The organism is Naumannella cuiyingiana (assembly GCF_013408305.1).
Classification (GTDB): domain Bacteria; phylum Actinomycetota; class Actinomycetes; order Propionibacteriales; family Propionibacteriaceae; genus Naumannella; species Naumannella cuiyingiana.
Window position 1 is genome coordinate 3,376,279 of the sequence record NZ_JACBZS010000001.1, and the last position, 24,382, is coordinate 3,400,660.

Here is a 24,382-nt window from a genome sequence, read left to right on the forward strand (position 1 = left end):
CGGGCAACATTACCTGCTGGTAACTTCCGAGTGGAAGCGGTGCCGGCGATCCGCCGGAGTCAGCGTGCGATGCGGCGAACGGTGTCCCAGGTCCGCGTGGTGATGTCCTTGCCGAATGTCCGCTCGATGACGCCCATGAATTCCCCGCCCCGCGCGCTCGGCACGTAGGCGCAGTACGCCTCGGCGCCGCGCACGGCGTACAGCGTGGCGCCGGCGCGGGCCAGCGGGAGCTCGGGCACCGTCTCCGGCTCCGCGAGGAAGAAGGTGACCACCCGCTTCGCGCCGTCCGGCACCGGCCACTGTTGCCACGGGTCGGCGGCGAGCAGCCCGCGGAGTGCCTCGATCGGGCGCAGGATGGTCAGGAACCGGCGGCCCAGCCGCTCCTCCAGCGCGTCCTCCGCCCGGCGGCGAATGGTCGCCGGCGACAGTCGCGTGCCGGCGGTGAAGACGACATTGCCGCTGGCGATCACCGTGCGCACGTCGGCGAAGCCTGCCGCCGCGAAGGCCTCGCGCAGCGCGGCGGACGGCGCATTCATCGGGCTGACGCCGCGGAGCAGCGCCGCGTAGGTGCGTCCGGCCATCTCAGCCGGTCCGCTCGAACGTCGCGTAGCTGCGGCACTCGGGACAGTCCTCGATCACCGGGTGGCGGCACCGGCCGACGTGGCGCAGGAACCTCGCTGCGGCGGCCGACCGGATGGCGCTTCGGTCCAGCCGGTCCGCCTCGGCGGACAGCAGCTCGGATCGGCGGGATCGCTGCGCGGGCAGGAGTTCCCGGATCTGCGCAATCCCGACCCCGGCCTCGCGCAGGCGATGCACGATACGCGCTGCGTCGACCTGTTGGGTGCTGAACTCGCGCTGGTTGGTGCCGGATCTGGAGGGTGCCAGGACGCCCTCGTCCTCCCAGTGTCGAAGGACATGTGTCGGTACGCCGACCAGGTCGGCCGCGGCGGAGATGCGCATAGGGCAAGCTTGCCTTCAGGTCGACCTGAAGTCCTAGCGTCTCGCGCATGTACGTACGCTCGATGGTCGCACCGCGCCGCGGCGATCGCCGTCTGCTCGCGCGTTACGCGGCCCTCGCCGATCGACCGCTGCCGCCGGCCCGCGGCACCGTGCGGCTGCAGACCCTGCGGCAGCGTCCGCGGCCGGTACCGAGCAGGCTGACGTTCGAGCGGCTGGCCGGCGCCGACCAGCTCAGTCTGCAGTCGTTCGTCATCCATCATCGGGAGGCGACCATCCTGCTCGACCCGGCGTTCCCGCGGGAGGTGAATCGTCAGGTGATGCGCGAGCTTCAACCCATGTTGCGGCGTGCGGTGCAACCGCCCAGTGACCTGCTGCCCACCATGGACGCGCTGCGCGAGGCCGGTATCGACCCGGACCTGGCGCACAGCACGCACGCGCACTGGGACCATGTGTCGGGCCTCCTCGACCTGCCGGGCCTGCCGGCAGTGATGCACGCGGACGAGATCGCGTGGGCCGCCGAGGGTGAGCGGGCGCCCGTCGGTGGGGTACGCCGGGGGCTGGCCGGGCGGGAACTGCTCGAGTTCTCCCTCGACGGCCCGCCGATCCTCACCTTCGACCGCAGCCACGACCTGTTCGGCGATGGGACGGTACGCCTGGTCGATCTGGCCGGGCACACCCCGGGCAGCGTGGGCGTCCTGCTGGCGACCGACGGGGGACCGGTGCTGCTGGTCGGCGACACCGCCTGGCACGGGCTGCAGATCGACGAGCTGCGGCAGAGGTCGGGCTATCCCGGGTGCCTGGCCGACGAAGACCGCGAGCTGACCTGGCGTGCCCTGCATCGCCTGCACGTGCTCCAGGAGCAGTTGCCCGTCGTGCCCGCGCATGACCACCAGCGCGCCGCTGCCTGGCGTACCGGCCTCTAGGTGGCGGGCTGGAAGGCCGCGGCGAGCGCCGGTGCAACCAGGACGCGCTGCCAGGGTCGCGCGCCGAGCTGTTCCAGTTGGGCGGCAATGGTGGTGGCGTCGGCCGGTTCCGGCGGGGCCCAGGCGACCCGGCGCCAGTGTGCGGGAGTGATCAGGTTCTCGGCCGGCACGCCGAGATCGCCGGCCAGCGCATTGATCGCGTCGCGGGCGGCCAGCCAACGGGTATAGGCCTCCGGGCGGCTGCGGGCCCAACTGCGCGGCGGCGGCAACGCATCGCTCTTCACCCTCACGGGCGGTCGCTCGGCGGGGGGCAGCGCCAGCGCACGCTCGATCGCCTGCAACCAGTTCGTCTCGAACCGGCGGGCCATCCTGCGCTTGAAGCCGTCGACGCCGCGCAGCGCCGCGCGCCCGGGGCGGCGATCGGCGGCCAGCTCGGTGATGGCCTTGTCGGCGACGATCTTGCCGGGCGCCTTGTCGTAGCGGCGCGCCAGTTCGTCGCGGGTCAGCCAGAGTTCGCGTACCACGGCGAGCTGCGCGGGCGTGCGCAACTGATGGATCCCGGCCGTGCGTCGCCACGGATCGGTGCGCGGTTCGGCCGGCACGGCCGCCCGCGCGGCGAGGTGGGCGAACTCCTGCTCGGCCCAGACCGTGCGTCCGGCCGCGGCGAGCTGTTCGGTCAGCCGGTCCCGCAGTTCGACCAACAGCTCGACGTCGAGGGCCGCGTAGTTCAGCCATGCCTCCGGCAGTGGGCGCGCCGACCAGTCGGCCATCGAGTGTTCCTTCGCCAGCCGCAGCCCGAAGGTCTCCTCGATCAGCGCGCCGAGACCGACCCGCGGCTTGCCCAGCAGCCGGCCGGCGAGCTCGGTGTCGAACAGCCGCGACGGCACCAGTCCGAGCTCGGCCAGGGACGGGGTGTCCTGGGAGGCGGCATGGATCACCCATTCCGCGTCGCCGATCACGCCGCCGAGCCCCGCCCAGTCCCGTTCGGCGAACGGCAACGGGTCGACCAGATGGGTGCCCGAGCCGGCCCGGCGCAGTTGCAGCAGGTAGGCGCGCGCGGAGTAGCGGTAGGCCTGTGCGCGTTCGGCGTCGACCGCCACCGGCCCGGTGCCGCCCGCCAGCGATTCCAGCATGGCGGCGAACGCGGCGTCGGTGTCGACGACGGCGGGTACGCCGTCGGCCGGCTCGGCCAGCAGCGGGAGCTGCGGGGCTTCCTCGCCCGCCGTGTCGTCGGGCTTGGTCGGGTCGTCGGGTTTGGTCGTGTCGTCGGGCTTGGTCGGGTTGTCGGGCTCGGCGGCGGCGGTGGGGGCCTCGTCGGCGGTCGACGCGCCCGGTGCGTCCGGAGCCGTGCTCACCGCGCCCCGCGGCGGCGGTCGGTGATCATCACGACGCCCTCCGGCAGTGGGGGCAGGCCCGCCATGGTGCACAGCAGGTCCTGCCAGGCGGCCAGGTGCGGCGCGAGCCCCGCGCCGTCGTCGAGCAGCGGCGTCCAGGACGCCCGAATCTCCATCTCGGCACGGGATTCTTCGTCGCCGAGCTGCCCGAAGGACTGGCTCGACACGCTGGTCACGGTGCCGCTGGGGTTGGTGAATCGCACGTCGCGGCTCTCCAGCGGCTCGGTCAGCCAGGACCAGCCGACCGGATTGATCATGGGATCGGCGACCATCTCGGCGTCGATCTCGGCCCGGGCGAAGGTGACCAGCCGGAAGGTGCCGTCCCAGGCGCCGTTGCCCGCGGGATCGTGCAGCAGGATCAGCCGGCCGTTGGCGATGTCGGCCTCCTCGCCGCCGGGTGCGTCCGGCCGGACCACATCGGCGCTGATCGCCACGGCGTGCGGAGCGATCCGCTGCGGCGCCGGCATGTCCTCGATGCGCACCTCGGCGCGCCAGGTCGCCCGGGCAAGCTCCGCACAGGCCCGCTGGAATGCCGCGGGCGTCACCTCACTGCCGTTGATCGCCGCCACCTGCCCCAGCCTAGGCAAGGTCGGCCGCGGCGGTGCGCCCGACGCGCCGGTTCGACGGGCTGGCGGGCGCGCGGCAGGATGCACCCGTGCAGTGGGATGACTCGTCGCTGGTCCGCGCCGCGACCGGCCGACAGACCGACGGACCGGTACCCGTGTGGTTCATGCGACAGGCGGGGCGCTCCCTGCCCGAGTACCGCGCGGTCCGCGAGGGCACCACGATGCTGGAGAGCTGCCGGCGGCCCGAGCTGGTCGCCGAGATCACCCTGCAGCCGGTCCGCCGGCACGGCGTCGATGCGGCGATCTTCTTCTCCGACATCATGGTGCCGCTGGCCGCCGCCGGAATCGACCTCGACATCGTGCCGGGGACGGGTCCGGTGATCGCCGAGCCGATCCGCGATCTCGCCGCCGTTCGGGCGCTGCCGGAGCTGGACCCGGGCGCGCTCGGCTTCGTCACCGAGGCGGTCGGTGCGCTGACCGAGCAGCTCGGATCGGTGCCGCTGATCGGCTTCGCCGGTGCACCGTTCACGCTGGCCAGCTATCTGGTGGAGGGCGGTCCGAGCCGCGATCACGCGCGGACCAAGGCGCTGATGGCGGCCGAGCCCCGGGTCTGGGCCGAGTTGTGCGAGAAGCTCGCCCGGATGTCGGCGACCTTTCTCGCCACCCAGGCGGCCGCCGGCGCGGCGGCGGTCCAGCTCTTCGACTCCTGGGTCGGCTCGCTGGCGCCGGCCGACTATCGCGAGCACGTCGCACCGCACTCCGCGGCGATCCTGGCGCAGATCGGCCGCGAGCACCCGGGCGTACCGCGGATCCACTTCGGGGTCGGCACCGGCGAGCTGTTGTCCGACATGGCCGCGGCCGGCGCGGACGTGATCGGCGTGGACTGGCGGGTGCCGCTGGCCGAGGCGGCGCGACGCACCGGCGGCGGGTACGCCGTCCAGGGCAATCTCGACCCGGCGCTGCTCGGCGCACCCTGGCCGGTCCTGGCAGAGCGGGTCCGCCGGGTCATCCGCAGCGGCGCCCACGCGCCCGGCCACATCTTCAATCTCGGCCACGGCGTGCCACCGCAGACCGACCCCGCGGTGCTCACGCGTATCGTCGAGCTGGTCCACGCGGAGTCCGCGCAACTACGCGCGGCCGAACAGGCAGGAGCGGGCGAGCGGTGAAGGCGCGGGAGATCAACGAGACGATCCGCTACACCATGTGGTCGGTGTTCGCGCGCGGCGCGGCACCGCCGGCCGAGGCCGCCGCCGACGCGCTGGAACGGGTGGCGCGGGCCACCGAGGGCGCCGACCTGGACATCCGGGGCTGGTACGACGTGGCGGGGCTGCGCGCCGATGCCGATCTGATGGTCTGGTGGCATGCGCCCGACTCGGCGACGCTGCAGGACGCCTACCTGGCGCTCCGGGCCAGCGAGCTGGGCGCGTTCCTGGAGCCGGTCTGGTCCCAGCTTGCGCTGCACCGGCCCGCCGAGTTCAACAAGGGCCACGTCCCGGCGTTCATGTCCGGCGAGCAGGCCAGGGACTTCGTCTGCGTCTACCCGTTCGTCCGGTCGCTGGAGTGGTACCTGCTGCCCGACGACGAGCGGCGCGACATGCTCCGCGAGCACGGGATGCTGGCCCGCGACTATCCGGATGTCCGCGCCAACACGGTGAGCGCGTTCGCGCTGGGCGACTACGAGTGGATGCTGGCCTTCGAGGCCGACGAGCTGCACCGGATCGTCGATCTGATGCGGGCGCTGCGCGCGGCGCGGGCCCGCCGGCACACCCGCGAGGAGGTGCCGTTCTTCACCGGTCGGCGCCGCGAACTCGCCGACATCGTGACGAGCTGGTCGGCGGCCGGCTCATGATCGCCGCGGGTCCGCGACGATGATCGTCGCCGCCGCCGACGGTTCCGCATTGGGCAATCCCGGCCCCGCGGGCTGGTGCTGGTTCATCGACACCGACCGCTGGGCCGCCGGCGGCTGGGCCCACGGCACCAACAACATGGGCGAGCTGATGGCGGTGCTGGACCTGTTGCGGGCCACCGCGGGCAGCGACGAGCCGCTGCTGGTGCTCTGCGACAGCCAGTACGTGATCAACGCGATCACCAAGTGGATGGCGAACTGGAAGCGCCGCGGCTGGAAGAAGGCCGACGGCAAGCCGGTACTGAACCAGGAGCTGCTGCGCGAACTGGACATCGCGATGACCGGCCGCACCGTGGACTTCCAGTGGGTGAAGGGCCATGCCGGGCACGCGCTCAACGAGGCGGCCGACGAGCGAGCCCGGGCGGCCGCATCGGCGTACCAGCGCGGTGGGCGCCCGGACGCCGGCCCCGGATTCGGCGGCGAGCCGGTTGCGGGTACGCCCGCCCCGGCCGGCGACGCCGGCGAGAGCGAGCCCGAGGCGCTGTTCGCACTGGAGCCCACCGACACCGAGCAGGTGGTGGCGGCGGAACGCGAGCTGCTCGATCCGGCGGTACGCGGCGACGTGGGCCGCCTTGCCGCGCTGCTCGCGCCCGAGTGGGTCGAGATCGGCGCGTCGGGCCGCCTGTGGAACCGGGCGGACATGATCGATGCCCTGGCCGCGGATCCGGCCTGCGACGCGAGCCTGGAACTGCTGGAGGCACGCCCGCTCGGCCAGGATGTGATGCTGCTGGTCTGGCGCGCGGTCGAACCGGGGGAGAGTCGGCTGCGCAGCTCGGTGTGGCGGCGTACCGCGTCGGGCTGGCGGCAGGTGTTCGCGCAGGGTACGCGCGAGCCCTGAGCACCTGAGTGGGGAATCCCGAGCGGGAGTCCCTCAGGCGGCGCGGGCCGGCTTCGGTTGCGGGGTCATCCGGCGCTCCACCAGCCACAGGACCAGGACCACCGCCACGCCCAGGACGAAGAGTCCGACGGCCGGCCACGGGTCGGGCCCGGGCGCCCGGAACGAACCGTCGGCGCCCTGCCACGGCCACAGCGCCCGGAGCGAACCCGCCATCAGGCCGAGCATCACCAGCAGGGTCCAGCGCCGGTGCTCGCGGAGCAGCCAACTGAGCACCTGGACGAAGGTGGCGAGGCCGACGATCGCCCCCAGGGCGAAGACACCGAGATAGCTCGCGTTGCGGTCGCTGACCGCGGCCAGGGTCGGCGCGTACAGGCCCATCGCCAGCAGCAGGAAGGAACCGGAGACGCCCGGCACGACCAGGGCGCAGATGGCGATCGCGGCGGCGAGGAAGACCAGGGGCAGCGGCGGTTCGGTCGCCGACCGGGCGGGGTCGCGCAGGCCGAGCAGCAGGAACAGGGCAACGGCTGCGGCCGCGACCACGGCGAACTCCAGGACGCGTCGGCCCGCGCCGCCGGGCGCCCTGGTCTGGGTACGCAGCATCGAGATCGGCACCAGCAGGCTGGCCAGCACCATCCCGGCAAACAGGGCCCGGGACAGTTCGGGGGAGTCCTCGACGAAACCGTGCATGATCCCGGACAGTGCGACGATCGCGGTGCCCATGCCGATCAGTGCCGGAATCACCAGCGACCAGCGCACGTCGCCCAGCTCGGACCTGAACGCCGCGCCCCGCGTCTGTCCGTGCGGCGGGCGGATCAGCGAGACGAAGCCGCGCACCACCTTCGCGGCCGAGCCGATCAGGTCGTCGTAGCAGCCGACGACCAGGGCCACCGTGCCGCCGGAGACGCCGGGTACCAGTTCGGCCATGCCGATCAGGATGCCGCGCAGCCAGTTGCCGAGCAGGCCGAGGAGCGAGGGTCGGGAGGAGCCGGCACGGTCGGCCGGGGTGAGTGGGCGCGCGCTGGACGTCATGACTCCGGTGGGGGTGGGAGGTACTGAGCGGTCAGCCTAGCCGCGTCGACGCCGATTCCCCATTCGCGGCGCAGCGGCGCCGACGCGGGACTCAGCCCTGCGCCGGCTCCAGGGTCATGCTCAGCGAGTTGATGCAGTAGCGCAGATCGGTCGGGGTGCCGTAGCCCTCGCCGGAGAAGACGTGGCCGAGGTGGGAGTCGCAGGCGGCGCAGCGTACCTCCGTGCGCGGCATGCCGGGCAGCGAGCGGTCCTCGATGTAGCGGATCGCCTCATTGCCGGTCGGGGCGTAGAAGCTCGGCCAGCCGCAGTGGGAGTCGAACTTGGTGTCACTGCGGAACAGCTCCTCGCCGCAGGCGCGACAGCGATAGACGCCCTCGGTCTTGGTGTCGGTGTACTCGCCGACGAACGGACGCTCGGTGCCGGCCTCGCGGAGCACGTGGTACTCGTCGGGGCTGAGTTGGGCCCGCCACTCGTCCTCGGTCTTCAGGACCTTCAGCTTCGGGGCATCCTGCGGGGTGTTGGTCATGATCAACTCCTTCCGTCCGGGCAAACCGTGCCGTCGGTGCAACGCGGGAGGGGACCAGCGTATTCCACCGGTCCCGCGGCTCACGTCGTCAGGCGTGCACATCGCGGCGGTCGAGGTACCGGGCGGCGAGGACGGTCACGGCAGCGGTGAGCAGCACGCTCGCGATCAGCAGCGCGACCACGGTTGGGGCGGTGAGCCGGCCGCTGTCGCCGAAGGTGCCGGTGGCCAGTTGGGTGCTGCGCGCGGTGACCGCATAGGGCAGCAGGTACGCCACCCCGGGCAGCTTCGCCATCAGCGCGACGGCCGCGACGCCCGCCCCGGCGGCGGCGATGGCCACGGGGACGGCGACGGACCGGATCGCCAGCGACAGGGCCGACTGGAGGGCGACCACCGGCAGCGTGGCGATGATCAGGACCGCGGTGATGGCGAAGTAGCGCGCCGGCAACATGCCGGGCAGGCCGAACAGCAGCGTGCCGGCGGCGATCACGACGAGCAGCAGCAGCACCTGCATGGCCGCCGCCAGCAGGCCGATGGCCAGAGTCTTCGACAACACGATCTGCCAGGACGGGACCGGCGTGGTCATCAGGGCGTTCCAGTTGCCGTCGCGGTGTTCCGTGCGCCAAGCCAGCGAGGCCAGGATGGCGAGCCCGAGGGTGAGCGGGAGCAGACCGTAGAACACGAGCGACCGCAGCCACAGGGTGTGCCAGCCGTCGGCGAGCGGCTCGCCGGAGACGACGGTGGTGAACGCGCCCGCGAAGACCATGATCACGGGCAGCCCGACCACGACGCTCCAGCCGAGCGAGCGCCTGAGCTTGCCCAGCTCGGTGGCGACGCCGGCGAACAGATCGGTGGCCATGATCAGCCCTCCCTGCGGTCGAATGCGTTGGTGAGAAGACCGAACAGCGCGGCTGCGACGACGAACATGACGAGCACGCCGAGGTAGTCCGGCGTGCGGATGATCAGGTGGCCGTCCTGGTAGCGCGCGGCCTCGGCCAGCGAGTAGTAACCCCACGGCGTGGCGTGGGCGAACCAGACGGGCAGGCCGGTCGCGAAGACTCCGATCACCGTGCCGACGAGGCCGATGCCGAGGGTGACGAGCTGGTTGCCGATCTTCGCCGCCAGCAGCAGGTGGCCGGCGAGCACGACGATGTTGATCAGCAGGGCGCAGGCGGCGTACCCCGCCCACAGCCCCGCCGGCACCGCGGTTCGGATGCCGGCAAGCCGCCCCAGTCCCAGGATGGCGAGGTTGGTGGCGATCGCGACGCAGGTGAGGATGCTCGCGCCGATGATCAGCTTGGCCCGGCACAGGGCGCCGGGGGCCGTGCCGCTGGTCTGGTTCATCAGCCAGCCGTTGCCGCGGTGCTCGATGTCGATCAACCGGCTGGCGATGACGGCGATCAACAGCGGGCAGAGCAGGGGCGCGGACCGGGAGAGCCCGGCGAGCACCACGGTCCAGTCCCTGGTGGCCGGGTCGGTGAACTCGGCGCTGGACACGGTCGTCAGCATGACCACGCCCGCCTGGGCGACGACGAGCACGGCGGCGAGCATCCCGATGCGCAGGTGGCGCAGCTTGGCCAGCTCGTTGATCAGCACCGCCGACCGCGACGCCACGCCGGCCGACCGCCGGGCCTCGGTGGTCGCGATCACAGCCGGCCGCCGCTGGTCAGGTTCAAGAACACGTCCTCCAGGGACTGTTCCTCGCGGCGGACGCCGTGGATGGGTACGCCGGACCGCACCAGGTCGGCCACCACCCGCGCGGTGACCGCGTTGTCGATGCCCTCGATCCGGATGCCGCCGGCGAGCGTGGAGGCGGCGATCCGGCCGCGCAGGGCTTCCTCGGCGCGCGCCGGAACCGGGGTGTCGATCAACACCGCCGGGGTGGCCGCGGCGAACAGGTCGGCGCGGGTGCCCTGGAAGACCAGCCGGCCGCGGGAGATGATGCCGAGCCGGTCGGCGGTCTTGTCGATCTCGCCGAGCAGGTGGCTCGACACCATCACCGTGACACCGCGGCGGGCGAGGTTGCCGAGGAGTTCCCGAATCTCCTCGATGCCCGCCGGGTCGAGCCCGTTGGTCGGTTCGTCGAGGATCAGCAGACTGGGTTGCCGGGCCAGTGCCATGGCGATGCCGAGGCGCTGCTTCATGCCGAGCGAGTAGTTGGCGACCTTCTTGTCCAGTTGCCGATCCAGCCGCACGGTCCGCACCGCCCAGTCGATCTTGTCGGCGCTCAGCCCGAGGGCGCGTCGGACCAGCCGCAGGTTCTCGGCGCCGGTGAGGTGGGTATATCCCGGCGGCGCCTCGATCAGCGAACCGATCCGGGCGAGCTGTCGGCGCCGGGTCCGGCGGGTCATCGGCTCGCCCAGGATGCGCACCTCGCCCGCGCTCGGCCGGACCAGGGAGAGCAACAGCTTCATCGTGGTCGACTTACCGGACCCGTTCGGCCCGAGGAAGCCGTACACACAGCCGGCCGGGATCTGCAGGTCGAGCCCCTCGACCACGGTGTGCTTGCCGTACCTCTTGGTCAGGTTCGCGGTCGTCACGGTGTCCATGGATCCAGCGTGCTGTGATCACGCGCGCGGATCGTCGCCCGTGGGCAGGATCTTCGGCCTCCTACCCAAGGAGGATCTTTGATCACCCGCCGCCGCCCGGGGATTAGCATCGCGATGGTGGAGGCGGTGACGAGAACGCGGGACCGGACCGGGCGGTGGCCGGGAATGATCACCGACGGCCTGGTCGCGTCCGCTGTGTTCGCCTACAACCTGCCCATCCAGGGATTCGGGGCGGGGCCGGGCGGGTACGCCGCCCTGCTGATCCCCCTCGGCCTGTGCCTGCCCTATCTCTGGCGTCGCCGCCGGCCGGTCGCCGCCTTCGCCGCCATCGTCGCGGTGGCCGCGCTCCAGTTGCTGGCGGGCGTCGGCCTGCTGGCCGCCGACGTGATGTTGCTGGCCGGCCTCTACGGCGTCGCGCGGCTTCGGTCCTGGCGGTGGTCGGTCCCGGCCGCCGCGGCCGTGGCGGGGTGGGTGATCGCCGCGGTCGCGCCGCGCCTGGGGGAGTACTTCCTGGGCCCGCGCGACCTGCTGTCCCTGCTGGGGCTGGTGCTGGTGGCCTGGTTCGCCGGGACGCTGGCGCGCACCCACAGCGACCACCTGGCGAGCCTGCGGGCGCGGGCCGAGCAGGCCGAGCAGGAGCGGCACGCGCAGGTGGAGGCCGCCGCGGTGGCCGAACGGATCAGGATCGCGCGCGAGTTGCACGACGTGGTCTCGCACAACCTGAGCGCGGTGGGCCTGCTCGCGGCGGGCGCCGCCTCCTGCATCGACACCGACCCCCGGCAGGCCAGGTCGGCCCTGCGGAGCCTGGAGGACAGCAGCCGCAGCGCCATGCAGGAGTTGCGCTCGATGCTCGGCGTCCTGCGCAGCGCCGAACCGACCGGTCACGCGCCGCTGCCGGGGATCGGGCAGTTGCGTGGGCTGGTCGAACAGTCGGTCGCGCTCGGCGTACCGGTCCGGATGACGCTCGCCGCCGGGAGTGCGGAGCTGCCGGCGGGTGTGCAGCTCGGCGCGTACCGGATCGTGCAGGAGGCCCTGACCAATGTCCGCACACACGCCCCGACGGCGCGCGCGGTCGAGGTGTGCCTGCGGCGTACCGGTGACGAGTTGTCGATCATGGTGCGCGACGACGGAACCGGCCCGGCGGAGCCGGACCGGGAGGATGCCGGTCACGGGTTGATCGGGATGCGGGAGCGGGTCGGCGCCCTGGGCGGGCGGCTGCGCGCCGGGCCACGCGCCGGCGGCGGGTTCGAGGTGGTGGCGGCGCTGCCGGTGCGGGGGTCCGGATGAGCCCGGTCCGGGTCGTGTTGGTCGATGATCAGGAACTGGTCCGGACCGGCCTGCGGATGGCGCTCGGCGCCCAGCCGGGGATCCGGATCGTCGGTGAGGCCGCCGACGGGCGGGAGGCGCTCGCGCTGCTGGACCGATGCGCCTGCGATGTGGTGCTGATGGACGTCCGGATGCCGGGGATGAGCGGGATCGAGGCGACCGCCCGGATCTCGCGACGGGCCGACGGGCCGCGGGTCCTGGTGCTGACCACCTTCGATCTCGACGAGCACGTGTTCGATGCGCTGCAGGCGGGCGCCAGCGGGTTCCTCGTCAAGGACACCCCGCTGGCCGAGCTGCTGCAGGCGATCCGGCACGTGCACCGCGGTGACGCGGTGGTCTCGCCCGCGACCACCCGGCGGCTGATCCGGCACTTCACCGATCCGGCGCGCCGCGATCTGCCGAGGCGCCCGCCGCCCGGGCTGGCGGAGCTCACCCCGCGGGAGCGGGAGGTGTTGTTGCTGGTGGCCGACGGGCTGAGCAATGCCGAGATTGCGGCGGCCCTGACGGTCGAGGAGGTCACGGTGAAGACCCACGTCGGGCGGGTGCTGGCGAAGCTCGGGCTGCGCGATCGCACCCAGGCCGCGATCTTCGCGTACCGGCACGGGCTGGTCGAGCGCGGGTGACCACGCCCCGGCACTAGGTTGGCCCCATGGCCAAGACGCCCGCCGCGGAGCTCGTCGTCGGGGGACGCGAGGTCCGGGTGTCCAGCCCGGACCGCGTGGTCTACGAGGCGACGGAGCGCACCCCCGCCATCTCCAAGCTCGATGTCTGCCGCTATTTCGCCGAGGTCGGTGAGGTGATGCTGCGCAGCATCGGCGAGCGGCCGACGGCGATGGAACGCTGGCCGGACGGCTGGCGGGAGGGGATGCGGCTGGCGACCGGGCCGCAGGATCGCGACGGTGACGGCTTCTACCAGAAGCGGCTGCCGAAGGGGGCGCCCGACTACGTCGAGACCGTCAAGATCACCTTCCCGAGCGGGCGTACCGCCGACGAGCTGTGCCCGACCGAGCCGGCGTCGCTGGTCTGGGCGGCGCAGATGGGTGCGCTGACCTTCCACCCCTGGCCGGTACGCCGGCCCGATGTCGATCATCCCGACGAGTTGCGGATCGACCTCGATCCCCAGGAGGGCACGGGATTCGCCGATGCCCAACGGGTCGCCGCCGTCGCGCGCGAGCTGCTGGAGGAGCTGGGGCTGCGCGGCTATCCGAAGACCAGCGGCAATCGCGGCGTACACATCTACGTGCGGATCGAGCCGCGCTGGGGCTTCGACGAGGTACGCCATGCCGCGATCGGTCTCGGCCGCGAGCTGGAGCGCCGCGATGGTGGCGTGACGACCGCCTGGTGGAAGGAGGAGCGGGGCGCCCGGTTGTTCCTGGATTACAACCAGAACCTGCGCGACCGGACGATCGCCAGCGCCTGGAGCCTGCGCGCGCGTCCCGGCGCCCCGGTCAGCACGCCGATGACCTGGCAGCACCTGGCCGAGGTGACGGACCCGGGCGAGTACAACCTGACGACGATTCCCGACTACCTCGCCGACGGCGACCCGTGGGCGGGGATGGACGATGCGGCGTACTCGATCGAGCCGCTGCTGGAGTTGTGGGAGAACCTGCCCGGCGGCGAGCTGAACTGGCCGCCCGACTATCCCAAGCAGCCGGGCGAGCCGCCGCGCGTGCAGCCCAGCAAGAAGGTCGCCGCGCACTGGGACGAGCACGGGAACCGGATCGAGAAGTAGAACGGCGCGAGGCGAGCGCTGCCCGATTGCGGTGAATACCTGCGCGGATGAGGTCGGATGTCTAGCATGCAAGGACCCGATCCCGGAGGCCCCCAGATGTTCCGAGCATCGTCACCCGGTCCGCGGCTGTTCGCCCGTCGTCCGATCCGCTGGCTGGTCGCGGTCGCCGCGCTCGCCGGCCTGCTGGCCGGCACCGCCCCGGCGCACGCCCTGCCCGGGGGTCCGCGGATCGCCATCGAGCCGGCGTCGGAGATCGCGCCGGGCGTGGCGCCGATCGATCCGCAGCAGGTCGCCGATCTCGACCAGCTCACCTGGGACGACTACGTCGCCACGCCGGGCGCCGACTGGTCCGACCCGGGCCGGGAGCCGACCGTGAAGAAGTGGCGCGCGGCGATCGTGCTGCTCGACTACCCCGACGAGCCGTTCCAGGTCACCCAGCCGAAGGGCTCGACACCGTGGGGCAACCCGGACCTGGTCAGCGACCTGCCCCGCGAGGACGTGCCGCAGTTCTTTGCCGACTTCCTGAACAAGCCCTCGGAGCTGAATCGTGGCCACACCCTGAACGAGTACTGGATGGAGACCTCCGCCGGCCGCTACGGCGTCGAACTCGTGCCGTTCGGCCCGTACCGGCTGCCGAAGAAGTCCTACCAGTACCACTTCGCCGGGTTCAGCGCCGGTGGTCCGCCGGAGACCCAGTGCCCGAAGGCGCTGAAGTGCAACGGCGACTTCCGCCGCGATGCGCTGGCCGAGTGGAGAGCCGACACCGGGATGGACGATCCCATCGGCGAGTTCGACAACGTGTTCTATGTCGGCGCCGGGATGGACGAATCGGCGACCTGGCTGGAATTCGGCCAGAAGCGGTACGCCTCGCCCGCCGACATCCCGGACGAGCTCGGCCCGCCGCCGGAGTGGCGCGAGGCCGTGGCGGCCGAGACCGGCAAGGAGGCCCCGAGATGGGCCGACACCCGCTATGTCGACTGGACCTCGTGGAAGTCCGCGGCGTCGATGTGGCCCAACGCCAGCGGCACCACCTCCATCGAGGCCGAGTCCTCCGGCGCCGCGGTCTATGCCCACGAGCTCAGTCACAACCTGTCGATCGGCGACAACTACGGCAACCCCTATGCCGCCGACCCGAGACGCGACGCGTCCGGCGTGTGGGACATGTTGAGTCGCGGCTCGTTCAACGGGCCGGGCGGGCAGCACGAACGCTGGCACGTGCCGTCGGACCGCGGCGCGGTGATGGGCGCGCAGCTCATGCTGCGGGACAAGATGACCCTGAAGATGGTGGACAAGGACGCGGTGGTCCGGACCAACCGCTCGGAGCTGACCGCGAAGGGCATCGTGCGTACTCGGGTGCAGGCGCGCGCCGTCCAGGGCCCCGACGATGCGGCCGGAATGGTCATCGGCCTCGACGGCGGGGACCGTTCCACCTGCGTCTCGCAGGGGGCGGGCGGGCCGCGCAACGAGTGGCGCTGCGACGGCGGCGGCTATGACGCCTACACCCTGGAGGTCGTCGACCGGATGGGCAGCGACTCCTTCACCGCCGACTCGGGCGTGCTGCTGGCCAAGACCAAGGACGACCGTTGGGCGAATCCCGGCAAGTGGGTGATCGACGCGAACCCCGACGACATCGGACTGACCGACTACGTCGACGCGAGCGGTACGCCGGTGCCGATGACTCGCGGTGATCATCGCCAGCTCAACGACGGGCTGTTCAAGGCCGGTGCCGGGTCCGGATCGGCCGCCGAGTACACCGACCGCCGCAACGGCCTGCGGTTCTACGTCCTGGGCACGAGCCGCGACGAGCGGGGCGTGCTGAGCTATGACCTCGCCGTGCGCTCGCTGGAGGGGGCCGGGCCCCAGCGCCGCGGGGTCACGGCCAGCGCGGCAGCGGCCGAACCGCTGAACACCGAGGTGGTCCGCTGCACGTTCACGCTGACGAACACCGGGCGCGCGGCCCGCGATGCCGACTTCGCCGACGATGTCTACCGCGTATCGGGGGATGTCGCCGACGGCAGCAATTGGCGCGCGGTGGTGCCGAACGAGTTCGTCGCCGCCGCGCCGGGGGAGACCGTCACCGTGCAGGGGTACGCCGTCCGCGAGCCCGGCGCCTCGGCGGCCGCGGTGATCACCTTCTCCGCCGCCTCGGAGGGCCGGCCCGGTGCGCGGGCGACCTCGGACTGCGCCGCCGGCTGAGTTGAGGAATGATCAGTCGGCGAGCAGATAGCGTGCGACACCGCCGTCGGTGATCAAGGTGTTCACGATCCCCGCGCGCAGCGTGGCAAGGATGGCGGGCGCCTTGCGCTCGCCGCCGCCGACGACGATCACCTGGTCGATCGCGGCGAGCTGATCGACGGTCAGACCGAGCACCCGGTCGTCGAAGTCCGTCACCGGTCGTCCGGCGGCGTCGATCAGCGCGCCGCCGACATCGGCGATCACTCCGCGGGCGAGCAGTTCGGAGCGGTGGGCGTCGCTCACCTCGTCGTGGAACCGGGAGTCCGCCGGGCTCCAGCAGCCGACGGCGACGAGGGCGATGGTCACGTCGCCGAACCTGGCATATGCCTGCCGCACCCGGGGATCCGCGCGCAGGGCCGCCGCCGCCTCCGGTGTCGACACCGTCAGCGGGGCGTACATGCTGTGCGCGGCCCCGCCCGAGACGGCCGCCACCCGGCGCAGCACCTCGACGGAATTCTCGTCCAGATTCCCGCTCATGCCGGTCAGTTGGACGATCTCGCACCCGGCGAGGCTGGTCAGGTGGCGCACGGTGGCGTCGATCGTCCGGCCCGAGGTCACGCCCAGCACGTCGCCCTCACCGACAAGGTCACCGAGCAGCCGCGCCGCGGCCGCGCCGAGCGCGTCGCGGATGACTTCCGGTGAGGTGCCCGCGGTCGTGGTGACGAGGGCCCGGTCGAGCCCGTAGCGCTCCCGCAGCTTCACCGAGAGCTCGGCATCCACCGCCTGCGGCATGGCGATCTCGATCCGCACGATCCCGGTACGCAGTGCCGCCTCGATCAGGCGTGCCACCTTGAACCGGGACAGCCCGAACTCGGTCGCGATCTGGACGCGGGTGCGGCCCTCCCAGAAGTAGCGGCGCGCCACCTCTGCCATCAGCAATTGCTCGTCGATCGCGACCGTCGGCCGGGCCGCATCCCCCATGCTCATATGAGCATCATAAGGCTCTTGACACGCTCCAGTGTGCAATCTAGCGTCGACACCACGCACGAGCACTCATGTGGACATGGGGCGCTCACATGAGCAGATCGCAATGAGGCGGGGAGGCGACGTGGCGCCGGTGCTGTCGGTCCGGGACGTGACCAAGGGGTTCGGCGGCGTGCCGGTCCTGACCGGCGTCGGCCTCGACCTCGAGCCCGGCACCGTCACGGCACTCGCCGGTGAGAACGGGGCGGGCAAGTCGACCCTGCTGAAGATCGCCTCCGGTCAGTACCGGGCAGACGGCGGGAGCGTCAGCGTCGACGGGCACGAACTGCACGGCAGCGTCGCCGACGCCCACCGGGCCGGGGTCGCGATCGTCCCGCAGGAGCTTGCCTCGATCCCCGAGCAGTCGGTCTATGAGAATCTCTTCGTCGGCCGTGAGCTGCACCGGTTCGGCCTGCTGGACCGGCGGTCGATGATCAAGGCCGCCCGCTCCGCGCTCGCCGACTTCGGCGTCGAGATCGACGTCACGGCGCCGATGCGCCGGCTGCCGGTCGGCATCCAGCAGATCATCGAGATCGTCAAGGCCACCCACACCGGGGCCCGGGTCCTGCTGCTGGACGAGCCGACGTCGGCGATCTCCGAGCGAGAGGTCGAGCAGCTCTACCGCGTGGTCCGGCGGCTGCGCTCCCAGGGCGTGGCAATGATCTACACCACCCACAAGATGGAGGAGATCCGGGCGCTGGCCGACCGGGTCGTGGTACTGCGCGACGGCAGTCTGATCATGGACCAGCCGATCGCGGCCGTCAGTGACGAGGACATCGTGACCGCCATGATCGGTCGCGAACTCGGCACCCTGTTCCCCGACATCACACCCGCCGGCGAGGATGTCGTGCTCGAGATCGACGGCCTGCACGTCACCGGCGCCGGCGGGCCGGTGAGCCTTCAGGTGCGACGCGGCGAGATCGTCGGCCTGGCCGGGCTGGTCGGCGCCGGTCGCACCGAGCTGCTGGAGGCGATCTTCGGGGTACGCCGAAGCGATGCGGGCGTGATCCGGGTGCACGGGAAGACCCTCGCTCGGGGCGCGCCGCGGTCGGCGATCCGGCGCGGCCTGGCGATGGTCCCCGAGGACCGCAAGGCCTCGGGTGCCGTCCTCGGCATGTCGGTGCTGGACAACGGCAGCCTGCCCCACCTCGCCCGATTCACGCGCGGCGGCGTGCTGCGGCCGCGGGCGCGGACCCAGGCCGTCCAACAGGCCATGACCTCGGTCCGGCTCCGTTCGCGGGGCCTCGGCCAGGAGGTCGGCACGTTGTCCGGGGGAAATCAGCAGAAGGTCGTGTTCGCGCGCTGGCTGACCGGAGAGATCGATGTCTTGCTGCTCGACGAGCCGACCCGCGGTGTCGACGTCGGCGCGCGGTCGGAGATCTACCGCATCATCACCGACCTCGCCGCCGGTGGGGTCGCAGTGATCATGGCGTCGTCCGACATGCCCGAGATCCTGGGGCTCGCCCACCGGGCGCTGGTCCTCGCCGACGGGCAGGTCGCCGGCGAGCTGGATCGGGCGGCGCTCGGTGCCGACGACGCCCAGGCCCGGATCTTCACCCTCGCCACGGGTGATCAGGAAGCTCCGCCCGCCGCGACCGGGGCGGCGACCGACGACGAGCACGGGAGTGAGGACGTTCGATGAGCGATTCGACCAGCCAGGTCGCCGGTCCCGACCAGGTGCCCGACAGCACCGAGCTGGGCGGGGAGGCGCGACGCTTCTCCCGGCAGTGGTGGATCGGGCTGCTGCTGCGCAACGCGATGTTGATCGTGGTGTTGCTGGTGATCTGCTACTTCAGCTACCGCAGCGCGCGATTCTCCAGCCTCGACAACGTGCAGACGATCCTGATCGCCGCCGCGCCGTTCGCGCTGATCGCGCTGGGCCAGACCCTGGTCATCCTGACCGGCGGCATCGATCTGTCCGTCGGCAGCGTGATCGCGGTGTCGGCGATGGCCGGCGCCGCCGTTGCCAAGGCGAATCCGGGACAGGTCTTGTTGACCGTGCTGACGGCTGTCCTGGTCGGGCTGCTCGCGGGTGCGATCAACGGCTTCTTCGTCGCGGTGGTGAACGTGCCACCGTTCATCGCCACCCTCGGCATGTTGACCGCCGGTTCGGGGGTCGCGTACGCGATCGGTGGCGGCGCCCCGATCAACGGCCTGCCGCCGGAGTTCGGCGCGATCGCGAACACGACGATCTTCGGGCTGCAGATCCCGGTCCTGGTGATGATCGCCGGGATTCTCGTGCTGGCGTTCGTGATGCGACGGACGTCGTACGGGATGCGCGTCTACGCCGTGGGCGGGAACCGCAATGCGGCCGAGATCGCCGGCGTGAATGTCCGCGGAATCCTGTTCAGCGTCTACGTGATCTCCGGCGTGCTCGCCGGCCTGTCCGGGGTGATGCTCGCCTCCCGGGTGATCTCGGGCCCGCCCAATCTGGGCCAGGGCTATGAGCTCGATGCCATTGCCGCGGTCGTGATCGGCGGTGCCAGCCTGATGGGTGGCCGCGGATCGATCTGGGGCACCGCGCTCGGCCTGATCCTGATCCAGACCCTGAACAACGGCCTCGACATCTTGCTGGTCCCGGCGTACTGGCAGGACGTGATCAAGGGAGTCCTGATCGTCTTCGCGGTTGCCGTCGATGTCTGGACGGCCAAACGCCGGACCTGACCGTACCCACCACACGCCCACCAACGAAGGAGACATGATGCGACGACGGACCCGACAGATCACCCGTCCACTGGTGGCGGTGATCACCGCCGCGCTGGTGCTGCTGGCCGCGGCCTGTGGCGCCGGTGACCCCACGCGCAACCAAGGGGGTGAGGGCGGCGAGGGCGGCGACCGGCTGCGGATCGGCGTCACCGTCTACGACATGAGCTCGTTCATCACCGCCGGCAAGGAGGGCATGGACGCCTATGCCGCGGCGAACAACATCGAGGTGTTGTGGAACTCGGCGAATCTCGACGTGAGCACCCAGGCCAGCCAGATGGACCAGTTGATCGCCGCGGGCGTCGACGCGATCGTCGTGGTCCCGGTCCAGGCCGACTCGCTGCAGCCGCAGGTCGCCGCGGCCAATGCGGCCGGAATCCCGGTGATCCCGGTCAACGCCTCGCTGAACAATCCCGATGTCGCAGGCGACGTCCAACCCGACGACGTGCTCGCGGGGGAGAACGAGATGCAGATGATGGCCGACGCGCTCGGCGGGCGCGGCAACATCGTGATCCTGCAGGGCCCGCTCGGGCAGTCGGGCCAGATCAACCGGCAGACCGGTATCGAGAACGTGCTGGCCGAGAATCCCGACATCAAGGTCCTCGCGCAGGACACCGCCAACTGGAAGCGCGACGAGGCGGTGAACAAGACCAAGAACTGGATCTCGGCCTATGGCGACCAGATCGACGGAGTCGTCGCCCAGAACGACGACATGGGACTCGGCGCGCTGCAGGCCCTGAAGGAGGCCGGTGCGACCGATACGCCGATCGTCGGCATCGACGGCATCGAGGACGGGCTGAAGGCGGTGGAGTCCGGTGAGTTCATCGGCACGATGCTGCAGAACGGCACGGTCGAGCTGTCCGCGGGTCTCGCGGTCGCCGCGGCGATCGCCCGCGGGGAGCAGATCAACACCAAGCCGGTCTACATCATGCCGCGGATCACGAAGGACAATGTCGGCGTGGCGATGGAACACGTGGTCACCAACCGACAGGAGTTCCTGTCCCAGATCCCCGAGCTGACCGCGGAGAACCTGAAGACCGGCAACATCGCCTACGAGGGCATCCCCGGCCAGGAACCGGGCGGGCAGTGAGCGCCGGTTCCGGGCTGATCACCGAGATCGCCGCTCCGGCCGACGACATCCGCGTCGACCTCACCGGTCGCAGCGCGGTCGTCACGGGCGGGGCCTCGGGGATCGGCGCGGCGATCGCGCAGCGGTTCGCCGACTCGGGTGCCGATCTGGTGATCATGGACGTCGACGAGCGGGCCGCCGAGTCCGCCGCGGGCGCGATCGGGGAGTCCGGCGGTCGCGCGAGCGCGGTGGCCTGCGATGTGACATCGACCGAATCGGTCACCCGAGCGGTGAGCATCGCCGAGGAGCGCCTGTCGGGGATCGACATCCTGGTGAACTCCGCGGGCATCGCCCGGCTGGCACCGGCCGAATCCTTGCCGGAGGAGGACTGGGACACCACGATTGCGGTGAACCTCAGCGGGAGCTACCGGATGTGCCGGGCCGTCGGCACCGGCATGCTGGACCGCGGCCGGGGCGTGATCATCAACCTCGCGTCCCAGGCGGCGCGGGTGGCGATCGCCGAGCACGTCGCCTACTCGGCCTCGAAGTTCGGAGTGATCGGCCTCACCCGCGTCCTCGCCCTGGAGTGGGCCGGTCGCGGGGTCCGGGTGAACGCGATCTCGCCGACCGTGGTGCTGACACCGCTCGGGATCGCCGCCTGGGACAACCCCAAGGGGGTCGCCCACCAGGCGCAGATCCCGGTCGGCCGGTTCGCCGTGCCCGCCGAGATCGCCGCCGCCGCGGCGTTCCTGGCCAGCGACGCGGCCGCGATGATCAACGGTGCCGATCTGGTGATCGACGGGGGATTCACGATCTGGTGACCGGTCCGGCGCCGAGCACCGAGCGCAGGTCGGTGCTCGGACGCGCCTCCAACTGGGCGAACGTGCACTCGGCGGGCAGCCGGTCGGGGCGGAACCGGACGAAGGCCGGGCTGCTGCGAAAGCGCAGGTCGTCCTCGAGGTGGTCGTAGGAGACCTCGCAGACGAGTTCGGGCGCGAGCAGATAGGTGGCCTCGTCCGGGCCGCCGCTGCGCGGACCGGGTTGCGGGCGCCGAGCATCCCCGGGCAGCGTCGGGGGGGCCCAGGGATGCTCGGCGTGGGCCGGCGTACCCGGCGTCAGCGCGAGCGGCAGCAACACCTCGAGCAGCCGCTCGCGGGCATCGCGGGAGAAACCGGAGCAGGCACCGACCCAGGCCAGCCGCCCCCGCTCGTCGTGCAGGCCGAGGTGCAGCACGCCGAGCAGCGGTCGGCCGGGCGCGGAGTTCTTGTGCAGGCGGAACCCCCCGATCACGGTGTCGGCGTCGCGGCGATGTTTGATCTTCGTCATCGCGCGCACGCCCGGCAGGTAGGGGCCGTCCGGTGACTTGGCGATCACGCCGTCCAGACCATTGCCCTCGAAGCGCGCGAACCACTCGCGCGCGGTGTCGGGGTCGGTCGTCATCGGGCTCAGGAACAGCGGCCCGGAGAGGTCGGCGAACAGCGCCTCCGCGACGCGGCGCCGCTCCCGATAGGGCAGCCGCAGCATCGCAAGATCGTCCACGGCAAGCACGTCGAAGACGATCATGGATGCCGGGCGCAGGCGTACCAGTTGGGCGACCCGGTGCGGTGCCGCCCCCGACCGCTCCAGCAGTCGGGTGAAGCGCAGGGCATCGCCGTCGATCACCACGAGTTCGCCGTCGAGCACGCAACGCTGCGGCGCATCGGCGCGCACGGCCTCGACGACATCGGGGAAGTAGGGCGTCAGGTCGCGGCCCGAGCGGCTGATCAGGCGTACCTCGTCGTGATCACGAAAGACCAGCGCGCGAAATCCGTCCCACTTGGGCTCATAGGCCATTCCGGGCGGAATCGTCGTCGCCGGCGCCGCGAGCATCGGCGCCAGCGGGGGAGACAGCGGCAGGTCCACCCGGTGATGGTAGTTCGCACAGGTACGCCGAACCGCCGCGTGCGGCAGGATGACGCCATGACGACTCCGATCTCCGACCTCCTGCGGTTGCCGGCCGGGCCGGTCGACCTGTCCGCGCTCGACCCCCGCGCCACCCACGGGTTCCCCGGCAAGGACAAGTCGGACCAGCCGAAGCTGATGGCCGAGCTGGCGCCCGTGCTGGACGATCGCCAGGAGCGCCTCTTCGCCGCCGGCCGGGCCGATCCGGAGAGCGCGCCGCGGGTGTTGATGATCCTGCAGGGCATGGACACCTCCGGTAAGGGCGGCGTGATCCGGCACGCGGTCGGGCTGATGGACCCCCAGGGCGTCCGGATCACCGGCTTCAAGGCGCCCACCGAGGAGGAGCGGTCCCACGACTTCTTGTGGCGGATCGAGCGTGCGCTCCCGTCGCCCGGCCAGGTCGGGATCTTCGACCGCTCCCAGTACGAGGACGTGCTGGTGGTCCGGGTCGAGCAGCTCGTGGACGAGGCCGAATGGCGCTCGCGCTATGACCGGATCAACGAGTTCGAGGCCCGGTTGGCCGAGCAGGGCACCTTGATCATCAAGTGCTTCCTGAACGTGTCCTATGCCAAGCAGGGTGAGCGCCTGATGGAGCGGCTGGACAACCCGGACAAGTACTGGAAGTACAACCCGGGCGACCTGGTCGCCCGCTCCCGCTGGGCGGACTACCAGGCGGCCTATGCCGACGCGTTGGCCAACTGCAACACCGAGGTCGCGCCCTGGTACGTCATCCCGGCCGATCGCAAGTGGTACCGCAACTGGGCGGCCGCCCAGTTGCTCGCCGAGCAGTTGGAGCGGCTGAACCTCGGCTGGCCGCCCGCCGATTTCGACGTGGCCGAGCAGAAGAGGCTGCTCGCGGCGACCATGTGACGCCGGGGCCGCTCAAGCGGCCTCAGGCACCGACCACGCTGAGCGACGGGCGCGCGGGCTCCGCGGTCTCGTCGAAACCGAAGTCGACCAGTTCCATCGCCGCCACGGCGTAGCGGGCCAGCGCCAGATCAAGGACGGTCTCGTCGGCCCCGAGCGGATCGCCGACCGCGACGACGCCGGCCGACCGCGCTTGCTCGGCCCGTTCCACCCAGTGCGCATCGGCGGTCAGGCAGAGCGAGCCGACGGCCACGTTGCGCCGCCCCTGGGCGTACAGCGAGTGCAGCGCCTCCGCCATCGCGCCGGCGCCGGCATCGGTGAAGACGGGTACGCAGGGCAGCTTGTGGTGCTGGCCCCACTGCCGGGCGCGGCGGGCGACGAGCGCCGCTCCGCGGGAATCGGGGGTGCCCTCGGCCAGCAGCACCAGGCCGTCGAGCTCGGTGGCCCGGGCCCGGCGCAGCGCCTGCCGCAGTTGCGCGTCGACCCGGGACAACAGGCTCGCCTCCGGGCCGATCGACCCCGCGACCGCGGTGCGGATCTCCGGGTGCGTGGCGCGGGTGCGGCGTACCAGCGTCGCGACGCGCTCGTCGGTGGCGAACGGGCTGGACAGCAGTGCGGGAACGAAGGCGATCTCGCGCACGCCGGCGCGGGCCAGGTGGCTGACCACCTGCGGTCCGGTCGGCGGACAGTGATCGAGGAACGCAGCGCGGACGTCGAGTTCGGGACGCATCGCCTGCAGCCCGACGCGCATGGCGTGGGCTACCTGGTTGACCTGAGAATCAGAGCTGCCGGCGGCCAGGACGACGAGAGTCGGTGCGTTCATGCGGACACTCTCGCGGCTCGGACACGCGTCCACAA

At 71.6% G+C, this 24,382-nt stretch carries 25 protein-coding genes; 13 read left to right on the forward strand and 12 right to left on the reverse strand.

Annotated features, from left to right (window positions below; genetic code table 11):
* Window positions 1-59 precede the first annotated feature (59 nt).
* Window positions 60-581: a DUF1697 domain-containing protein gene (locus tag GGQ54_RS15860; RefSeq protein WP_179446233.1), complete on the reverse strand. Its 522-nt coding sequence runs from the start codon at window positions 579-581 to the stop codon at window positions 60-62.
* Window position 582: 1 nt separating this feature from the next.
* Window positions 583-960, reverse strand: coding sequence for a helix-turn-helix domain-containing protein (locus tag GGQ54_RS15865; protein WP_179446234.1), 378 nt, complete (start codon window positions 958-960; stop codon window positions 583-585).
* A gap of 47 nt (window positions 961-1,007) precedes the next feature.
* Here GGQ54_RS15865 and GGQ54_RS15870 point away from each other — a divergent pair, with 47 nt between their 5' ends.
* Window positions 1,008-1,883, forward strand: coding sequence for an MBL fold metallo-hydrolase (locus GGQ54_RS15870; protein ID WP_179446235.1), 876 nt, complete (start codon window positions 1,008-1,010; stop codon window positions 1,881-1,883).
* Here GGQ54_RS15870 and GGQ54_RS15875 read toward each other — a convergent pair.
* Both GGQ54_RS15875 and GGQ54_RS15880 read right to left on the reverse strand, forming a co-directional pair.
* Window positions 1,880-3,238: an HRDC domain-containing protein gene (locus GGQ54_RS15875; protein WP_179446236.1), complete on the reverse strand. Its 1,359-nt coding sequence runs from the start codon at window positions 3,236-3,238 to the stop codon at window positions 1,880-1,882. The two genes, GGQ54_RS15870 and GGQ54_RS15875, sit on opposite strands and share 4 nt — an antisense overlap.
* Window positions 3,235-3,846: a DUF3000 family protein gene (locus tag GGQ54_RS15880; protein WP_179446237.1), complete on the reverse strand. Its 612-nt coding sequence runs from the start codon at window positions 3,844-3,846 to the stop codon at window positions 3,235-3,237. Before GGQ54_RS15880 ends, GGQ54_RS15875 begins: the two co-directional genes overlap by 4 nt.
* Window positions 3,847-3,932: 86 nt before the next feature.
* Between GGQ54_RS15880 and hemE the strand changes: the two genes are divergently transcribed.
* Genes hemE through GGQ54_RS15895 form a run of 3 tightly spaced genes read left to right on the forward strand, consistent with a single transcriptional unit; the run spans window position 3,933 to window position 6,587 of the window.
* Window positions 3,933-5,009, forward strand: a complete 1,077-nt coding sequence (gene hemE, locus GGQ54_RS15885) for a uroporphyrinogen decarboxylase (protein WP_343045997.1) — start codon at window positions 3,933-3,935, stop codon at window positions 5,007-5,009.
* Window positions 5,006-5,692 carry a hydrogen peroxide-dependent heme synthase gene (hemQ, locus tag GGQ54_RS15890; protein WP_343045998.1) on the forward strand — a complete coding sequence of 229 codons (687 nt, stop codon included), beginning with the start codon at window positions 5,006-5,008 and terminating at the stop codon, window positions 5,690-5,692. Before hemE ends, hemQ begins: the two co-directional genes overlap by 4 nt.
* A 19-nt stretch (window positions 5,693-5,711) precedes the next feature.
* Complete coding sequence (locus GGQ54_RS15895; protein ID WP_179446238.1) at window positions 5,712-6,587, forward strand: ribonuclease HI family protein; 876 nt, start codon at window positions 5,712-5,714, stop codon at window positions 6,585-6,587.
* 33 nt (window positions 6,588-6,620) lie between these two features.
* Here GGQ54_RS15895 and GGQ54_RS15900 read toward each other — a convergent pair whose 3' ends face one another.
* The 5 genes from GGQ54_RS15900 to GGQ54_RS15920 form a co-directional block, all read right to left on the reverse strand.
* Window positions 6,621-7,616, reverse strand: coding sequence for a DUF368 domain-containing protein (locus tag GGQ54_RS15900; RefSeq protein ID WP_179446239.1), 996 nt, complete (start codon window positions 7,614-7,616; stop codon window positions 6,621-6,623).
* Window positions 7,617-7,707: 91 nt separating this feature from the next.
* Window positions 7,708-8,142 (reverse strand): peptide-methionine (R)-S-oxide reductase MsrB, encoded by a 435-nt coding sequence (gene msrB, locus GGQ54_RS15905; RefSeq protein ID WP_179446240.1) that lies wholly within the window; start codon window positions 8,140-8,142, stop codon window positions 7,708-7,710.
* Window positions 8,143-8,230: 88 nt separating this feature from the next.
* A complete protein-coding gene (locus GGQ54_RS15910; RefSeq protein ID WP_179446241.1) occupies window positions 8,231-8,998 on the reverse strand; it encodes an ABC transporter permease in 768 nt (255 codons plus the stop codon).
* A gap of 2 nt (window positions 8,999-9,000) precedes the next feature.
* Window positions 9,001-9,789 (reverse strand): ABC transporter permease, encoded by a 789-nt coding sequence (locus tag GGQ54_RS15915; protein ID WP_179446242.1) that lies wholly within the window; start codon window positions 9,787-9,789, stop codon window positions 9,001-9,003.
* Window positions 9,786-10,688: an ABC transporter ATP-binding protein gene (locus tag GGQ54_RS15920; protein WP_179446243.1), complete on the reverse strand. Its 903-nt coding sequence runs from the start codon at window positions 10,686-10,688 to the stop codon at window positions 9,786-9,788. Before GGQ54_RS15920 ends, GGQ54_RS15915 begins: the two co-directional genes overlap by 4 nt.
* A 126-nt stretch (window positions 10,689-10,814) precedes the next feature.
* Here GGQ54_RS15920 and GGQ54_RS15925 point away from each other — a divergent pair, with 126 nt between their 5' ends.
* The 4 genes from GGQ54_RS15925 to GGQ54_RS15940 all read left to right on the forward strand — a co-directional run bounded on the left by GGQ54_RS15925 (window position 10,815) and on the right by GGQ54_RS15940 (window position 15,942).
* On the forward strand, window positions 10,815-11,975 hold the full coding sequence (locus GGQ54_RS15925; RefSeq protein WP_179446244.1) for a histidine kinase: 1,161 nt from the start codon (window positions 10,815-10,817) through the stop codon (window positions 11,973-11,975).
* Window positions 11,972-12,637, forward strand: a complete 666-nt coding sequence (locus GGQ54_RS15930) for a response regulator (RefSeq protein ID WP_179446245.1) — start codon at window positions 11,972-11,974, stop codon at window positions 12,635-12,637. The genes GGQ54_RS15925 and GGQ54_RS15930 overlap by 4 nt, the downstream gene beginning before the upstream one ends.
* A 26-nt stretch (window positions 12,638-12,663) precedes the next feature.
* Window positions 12,664-13,746 (forward strand): DNA polymerase domain-containing protein, encoded by a 1,083-nt coding sequence (locus GGQ54_RS15935; protein WP_179446246.1) that lies wholly within the window; start codon window positions 12,664-12,666, stop codon window positions 13,744-13,746.
* A gap of 96 nt (window positions 13,747-13,842) precedes the next feature.
* Complete coding sequence (locus GGQ54_RS15940) at window positions 13,843-15,942, forward strand: immune inhibitor A domain-containing protein (protein WP_179446247.1); 2,100 nt, start codon at window positions 13,843-13,845, stop codon at window positions 15,940-15,942.
* Between the two features lie 12 nt (window positions 15,943-15,954).
* Here GGQ54_RS15940 and GGQ54_RS15945 read toward each other — a convergent pair whose 3' ends face one another.
* Window positions 15,955-16,908, reverse strand: coding sequence for a sugar-binding transcriptional regulator (locus tag GGQ54_RS15945; protein ID WP_179446248.1), 954 nt, complete (start codon window positions 16,906-16,908; stop codon window positions 15,955-15,957).
* Between the two features lie 103 nt (window positions 16,909-17,011).
* Between GGQ54_RS15945 and GGQ54_RS15950 the strand changes: the two genes are divergently transcribed.
* Genes GGQ54_RS15950 through GGQ54_RS15965 form a run of 4 tightly spaced genes read left to right on the forward strand, consistent with a single transcriptional unit; the run spans window position 17,012 to window position 21,537 of the window.
* Window positions 17,012-18,586, forward strand: coding sequence for a sugar ABC transporter ATP-binding protein (locus tag GGQ54_RS15950; protein WP_179446249.1), 1,575 nt, complete (start codon window positions 17,012-17,014; stop codon window positions 18,584-18,586).
* Window positions 18,583-19,608 carry an ABC transporter permease gene (locus GGQ54_RS15955; protein ID WP_179446250.1) on the forward strand — a complete coding sequence of 342 codons (1,026 nt, stop codon included), beginning with the start codon at window positions 18,583-18,585 and terminating at the stop codon, window positions 19,606-19,608. Before GGQ54_RS15950 ends, GGQ54_RS15955 begins: the two co-directional genes overlap by 4 nt.
* Window positions 19,609-19,645: 37 nt before the next feature.
* Window positions 19,646-20,737 carry a substrate-binding domain-containing protein gene (locus GGQ54_RS15960; protein WP_179446669.1) on the forward strand — a complete coding sequence of 364 codons (1,092 nt, stop codon included), beginning with the start codon at window positions 19,646-19,648 and terminating at the stop codon, window positions 20,735-20,737.
* Window positions 20,734-21,537 (forward strand): GolD/DthD family dehydrogenase, encoded by an 804-nt coding sequence (locus tag GGQ54_RS15965; RefSeq protein ID WP_343046000.1) that lies wholly within the window; start codon window positions 20,734-20,736, stop codon window positions 21,535-21,537. Before GGQ54_RS15960 ends, GGQ54_RS15965 begins: the two co-directional genes overlap by 4 nt.
* Here the strand turns inward: GGQ54_RS15965 and GGQ54_RS15970 are convergent.
* Window positions 21,524-22,618 (reverse strand): ATP-dependent DNA ligase, encoded by a 1,095-nt coding sequence (locus tag GGQ54_RS15970; protein ID WP_179446251.1) that lies wholly within the window; start codon window positions 22,616-22,618, stop codon window positions 21,524-21,526. The two genes, GGQ54_RS15965 and GGQ54_RS15970, sit on opposite strands and share 14 nt — an antisense overlap.
* Window positions 22,619-22,675: 57 nt before the next feature.
* Here GGQ54_RS15970 and GGQ54_RS15975 point away from each other — a divergent pair, with 57 nt between their 5' ends.
* Entirely contained in the window at window positions 22,676-23,527 is an 852-nt protein-coding gene (locus tag GGQ54_RS15975) for a PPK2 family polyphosphate kinase (RefSeq protein WP_179446252.1), read from the forward strand.
* Window positions 23,528-23,549: 22 nt separating this feature from the next.
* Here the strand turns inward: GGQ54_RS15975 and GGQ54_RS15980 are convergent, their stop codons facing one another.
* Window positions 23,550-24,347 carry a sirohydrochlorin chelatase gene (locus tag GGQ54_RS15980; RefSeq protein ID WP_179446253.1) on the reverse strand — a complete coding sequence of 266 codons (798 nt, stop codon included), beginning with the start codon at window positions 24,345-24,347 and terminating at the stop codon, window positions 23,550-23,552.
* Window positions 24,348-24,382: the final 35 nt, after the last annotated feature.

Excerpts from the sequence above, each read along its gene's own strand:
- GGQ54_RS15935 (WP_179446246.1), top strand. The coding sequence starts at position 12,664 with ATGGCCAAGACGCCCGCCGCGGAGCTCGTCGTCGGGGGACGCGAGGTC.
- GGQ54_RS15955 (WP_179446250.1), top strand. The coding sequence starts at position 18,583 with ATGAGCGATTCGACCAGCCAGGTCGCCGGTCCCGACCAGGTGCCCGAC.
- GGQ54_RS15950 (WP_179446249.1), top strand. The coding sequence starts at position 17,012 with ATGAGGCGGGGAGGCGACGTGGCGCCGGTGCTGTCGGTCCGGGACGTG.
- msrB (WP_179446240.1), bottom strand. The coding sequence starts at position 8,142 with ATGACCAACACCCCGCAGGATGCCCCGAAGCTGAAGGTCCTGAAGACC.
- GGQ54_RS15910 (WP_179446241.1), bottom strand. The coding sequence starts at position 8,998 with ATGGCCACCGATCTGTTCGCCGGCGTCGCCACCGAGCTGGGCAAGCTC.
- GGQ54_RS15860 (WP_179446233.1), bottom strand. The coding sequence starts at position 581 with ATGGCCGGACGCACCTACGCGGCGCTGCTCCGCGGCGTCAGCCCGATG.
- GGQ54_RS15900 (WP_179446239.1), bottom strand. The coding sequence starts at position 7,616 with ATGACGTCCAGCGCGCGCCCACTCACCCCGGCCGACCGTGCCGGCTCC.
- GGQ54_RS15920 (WP_179446243.1), bottom strand. The coding sequence starts at position 10,688 with ATGGACACCGTGACGACCGCGAACCTGACCAAGAGGTACGGCAAGCAC.
- GGQ54_RS15930 (WP_179446245.1), top strand. The coding sequence starts at position 11,972 with ATGAGCCCGGTCCGGGTCGTGTTGGTCGATGATCAGGAACTGGTCCGG.
- GGQ54_RS15975 (WP_179446252.1), top strand. The coding sequence starts at position 22,676 with ATGACGACTCCGATCTCCGACCTCCTGCGGTTGCCGGCCGGGCCGGTC.
- GGQ54_RS15980 (WP_179446253.1), bottom strand. The coding sequence starts at position 24,347 with ATGAACGCACCGACTCTCGTCGTCCTGGCCGCCGGCAGCTCTGATTCT.
- GGQ54_RS15870 (WP_179446235.1), top strand. The coding sequence starts at position 1,008 with ATGTACGTACGCTCGATGGTCGCACCGCGCCGCGGCGATCGCCGTCTG.
- GGQ54_RS15960 (WP_179446669.1), top strand. The coding sequence starts at position 19,646 with ATGCGACGACGGACCCGACAGATCACCCGTCCACTGGTGGCGGTGATC.
- GGQ54_RS15940 (WP_179446247.1), top strand. The coding sequence starts at position 13,843 with ATGTTCCGAGCATCGTCACCCGGTCCGCGGCTGTTCGCCCGTCGTCCG.
- GGQ54_RS15945 (WP_179446248.1), bottom strand. The coding sequence starts at position 16,908 with ATGAGCATGGGGGATGCGGCCCGGCCGACGGTCGCGATCGACGAGCAA.
- GGQ54_RS15895 (WP_179446238.1), top strand. The coding sequence starts at position 5,712 with ATGATCGTCGCCGCCGCCGACGGTTCCGCATTGGGCAATCCCGGCCCC.
- GGQ54_RS15865 (WP_179446234.1), bottom strand. The coding sequence starts at position 960 with ATGCGCATCTCCGCCGCGGCCGACCTGGTCGGCGTACCGACACATGTC.